The 3,960-nt window shown below is 45.9% G+C and carries 3 protein-coding genes and 1 pseudogene; 3 read left to right on the top strand and 1 reads right to left on the bottom strand.

The window, feature by feature from the left end:
* From Q0241_RS17435 to Q0241_RS17425, 3 genes and pseudogenes are all read left to right on the top strand, one after another.
* Nucleotides 1–281: pseudogene (locus Q0241_RS17435) on the top strand (MATE family efflux transporter); the annotation flags it as partial.
* Nucleotides 274–1,023: a TlyA family RNA methyltransferase gene (locus Q0241_RS17430; RefSeq protein ID WP_299379972.1), complete on the top strand. Its 750-nt coding sequence runs from the start codon at nt 274–276 to the stop codon at nt 1,021–1,023. The pseudogene Q0241_RS17435 and the gene Q0241_RS17430, both read left to right, overlap by 8 nt.
* 373 nt (nt 1,024–1,396) lie before the next feature.
* Nucleotides 1,397–2,821: an ATP-binding protein gene (locus Q0241_RS17425; RefSeq protein WP_299379969.1), complete on the top strand. Its 1,425-nt coding sequence runs from the start codon at nt 1,397–1,399 to the stop codon at nt 2,819–2,821.
* Nucleotides 2,822–2,854: 33 nt separating this feature from the next.
* Here the strand turns inward: Q0241_RS17425 and sppA are convergent.
* Nucleotides 2,855–3,960 (bottom strand): signal peptide peptidase SppA (gene sppA, locus Q0241_RS17420; protein WP_299379966.1); only part of this gene is annotated, 1,106 nt, incomplete at its 5' end.

The raw sequence follows: 3,960 nt of genomic DNA, 5'->3' as shown, positions 1-3,960 counted from the left end.
CGGCTCTTTTCCAACTCGTTGATGGATGTCAGGTGGTTGCGGCAGGTGTTTTACGTGGGTTGAGCGATACCAAGGTGCCGATGTTATGGGCAATCATGGGGTATTGGGTGTTTGGCTTACCGATTTCCTATTATTGTGGCTTTGTTCTTGGTGGAGGAGGCACAGGTATTTGGTTAGGCCTTGCTGCGGGTCTTGCTTTTGTATCCGTTGTTTTTGTAATACGCTTTGCATGGCGAGAGCGTCTAGGATTAATGAATTACAAGAGCATGGAACGTGGCTAAAGTCGGAAAAAAAAGAGCTGATCAGTTACTGGTTGATCGGGGGCTGGTCGAAAGCAAGACCAAGGCTCAGGCACGGATCATGGCAGGGCAGGTTTATACGGAAACCAAACGGATTGATAAGCCTGGCCAACCCTTGGCAGAAGATGCACCGTTAACTGTAAAGGGAGAAGATCACCCCTGGGTTAGCCGGGGAGGTCTTAAACTTGAAAAAGGTCTCAGAGAATTTAACATCGATCCAGCAGGAAAAGTCTGTATGGATGTCGGGGCCTCAACGGGCGGGTTTACCGATGTTTTGCTGACCAATGGGGCCGCAAAGGTTTATGCTGTTGACGTTGGTCATGGACAGCTTGCGTGGAAAATACGCAAGGATGAACGGGTTGTCGTCATGGAGCGTACAAATGCACGCCATTTGACCACCGAACAAGTCCCCGAAGCTCTGGATATGATTGTTTGCGATGCCAGTTTTATTGGTCTGGAAACAGTATTACCTGCGTCGATGGCCTTGGCGGGGCCCGGTGCGCTTATGGTTGCGCTGATTAAACCTCAGTTCGAAGTTGGAAAAGGGCGTGTCGGTAAAGGCGGGGTCGTGCGTGAACCTGAATTGCATCAGGAAGTTTGTGATCGAATTGAAAACTGGCTGAACGAGGAAACCGATTGGGCAGTACTTGGCTTAACAGAAAGCCCGATTAAGGGACCAGAGGGGAATATTGAATTTTTGATTGCAGCTCGTAAATTTATTTAGCCCTTGAATTTCACTCTGCCTTAATATGGTTAATTCTTCTATTTAAAATTGGTTTCACAATGAGAAAATCGTTGTGAAACCTTTCTTTTTTTAAGGTTAATATCTTTATTCCCTGTTAACTGTCTCACGGTATCTTTGCTACAGTACTTAGGTATAAGAATCGTCAGGTAGAGTACCATTTCGGAGAATTTTTCATCCCATGAAGGGACGTTTGTTGGATTCTCATGACGCTATAAATTTAGATAGTCGTTAACCCGACATAATTTGTGATGACTGCTTTGGGTGTAGGGGTGTGGAAGTGAAAAAGACAATAATCACAGGCTTTTACCCGTCTATTGTTGATGTTACGGTGAATGATAGGCACTAGATTGATATGGCTTTTAAATCTGTCCGTACAAAATTATTGGTAATTTGCACTCTTTGCGTTCTGGTGACGGGGTTGGTGCCGTTTCTTTTTTTTGAAGCCCGTTTTTTCCGGTTAGAAGAAGAACGCATTGCCCAACGTGCACTTGATGTTGCAACGAAGGTTTCAATCCCTTTAACAAGATCTCTTTGGGATTACGATGAAAGCACTGTGATACTGGTTCTTGAAACGTTGATGAGAGATCCAGATCTTGTCAGTGTTAAAATAACCCTACCCGACGGTGCGGGAGAATTTCATCCTGCAGAAGACCCTAATGTATCCGATATTAATTTTTCTGAAGTCGAATATATTCGTATTCCCCTGATTTATTCTGTTTTTGATAACAACGAAATTTTGGGACATTTGGAAGTCGGGTATACGACCGAGCGGGCTTATTCCGATGTATGGGTCCGGGTTTTTGTTGATGCTTTTATCTTTTTGCTAATTTTGACAACACTTGGTGGTGGGGCTGCCATTGCAATCAATCGTGCTGTTGGACGCCCCTTGAAACTGCTGTCCAATTCTATTGATGAAATGGCCAATCAGAAAAAACCTGTTTTGGTGAAGTGGAGATCCGACGATGAATTGGGGCAAACTGTCGAAGCTTATAACAATATGCTCATTACGATTGAGCAGCATGACAGGGCTTTGATCGAGGCGAAGGAAAAAGCTGAAATTGCAAATCGAGCAAAAACTTCTTTTCTTGCGAATATGAGCCATGAGCTCAGAACACCCCTTAACGCCATCATCGGCTTCTCTGAAATTCTGATGAAAGAAGATGACTACAAGGTCGACCAAGAGCGGCGGGAAGAATATCTGGGATATATCTTTGAAGCAGGTTCCAGCCTGATGACCATGGTGACTGATATTCAGCAAATATCCAGGCTTGAATCAGCAGAGGCGGGCTTACAGGACGAAGAGCTTGATGTCGGCGATGAAATACTCGGTTGTGTTCGGGCGTTGGACTTGCGCGCTTCTGACGAAGGAGTCCAGGTCGAGTGTTCTATACAGGATGACTTGCCCTATCTCAGAACCAATGCTCAAGGCTTTAAACAGATTATTGTCAATCTTCTCAGTAATGCGATTCATTTCACCCCCCGTGAAGGTCGAATTGATATTACGGTCCTGCACGATACCTATTCTGGTTTGAGCATTCGTTTTTCTGATACTGGGGTCGGCATTAAAGAAGAAGACTTGCCCTTCATTACAGATCCTTTCTGGAAGGCTGATGAAGAAGCTGAAGAGAGAAGTGGTTTGGGCCTGAGTATTGTGAAGGCGATTATTGAGCGCAATCAAGGCTCACTCTCTATAGAGAGCGAGCCTGATAGAGGAACATCGGTAACGATTAACTTCCCGTCAGATCGTTTGATTGATCGTGGATCCCTGCTTCAATAAACAGTTTCCAATCCTCTTGACCGGATGTTTTTCCTATTCTTGTCCGATAGGTGTAACACGTGAGTTCAAAATATTTGCTTTGGGGTTTTGAACAGACTGCTCAAAAGGTTTTAGGATCGGGGCTGTTATTTTGATCAGTGTACTCAATGATTTGAGAGCCACTGGATCGGTTAAAATCATCTGCCCCCCCATTGCACTTTCAAAAAGCTCTTCGAGTGGATCTTTGGGTTCTGGGAAATAAACAAGTTGATGATCAGTTTCTTCTTTGATCATCGCAGCGTCGCGAGCCACACGAATGGCATCCCTGAACCCACCGAGTTCGTCAACCAGTCCATTTTCTTTTGCCTGGGCTCCACTCCAGATTTGCCCTTTGGCAATTGAGTGGATTTCTTGCTGGCTTTTGCCCCGGCCTTCACCGACTTTAACTGTAAAGTCTTCGTAGATACGATCCAGAGAACCTTGCAGTCGTGCCCATCCTTCATTGGTAAATGCTTTGTTGGCACTATAGAGATCGGCGTTTTCCCCGGCTTTTACGCCGTCCCATTTAACGCCGACTTTTTTCCAGAGGTCTGTGAGGACCATTTTACCACCAGCAACACCGATTGACCCGGTGATCGTCACTGGGTTCGCCAGGATTTTGTGGGCTGGTGCGGATACAAAATACCCACCGGATGCCGCAACGTCCCCCATAGAAATAACCACAGGCTTGCCAACTTCCTTGGCCCGTACGACTTCACGCCACATTACATCAGATGCAACATAGGACCCCCCGGGGCTATCAATGCGAAGAATAATGGCTTCGATTGAATTGTCATCAATGGCATCAGAAATTGCTTGGGCAATTGTGTCTGAGCCCATGGTCATGCCACCGCCAAAGAAGGGGTCACCCTGGCTCTTTCCCAAGTGAATTTCGCCAATACCGTATACGACTGCGATCTTACTGGCATTCTCTGATGCCTCTGGTGTTGTGCTCATGGCATAATCAGCCAGGTGTACGAATTCGCGATCGCCTGTTAGGGCTTCATCAGAAATTTCATCCCAGTAACCAACGCGATCAACCAGATCGGCATCAATAGCTTCTACAGCGCTTAAGGGAGATCTATCCATCAAATAGCCAATCTCGCCAGGTTTCTCGCGGC

The sequence above is a fragment of the uncultured Kiloniella sp. genome, from assembly GCF_937128705.1.
In the GTDB taxonomy this organism is placed as follows: Bacteria; Pseudomonadota; Alphaproteobacteria; order Kiloniellales; family Kiloniellaceae; genus Kiloniella.
Note: the sequence above shows the minus strand (reverse complement) of the source record. Positions and strands in the feature narration are given on the sequence as shown.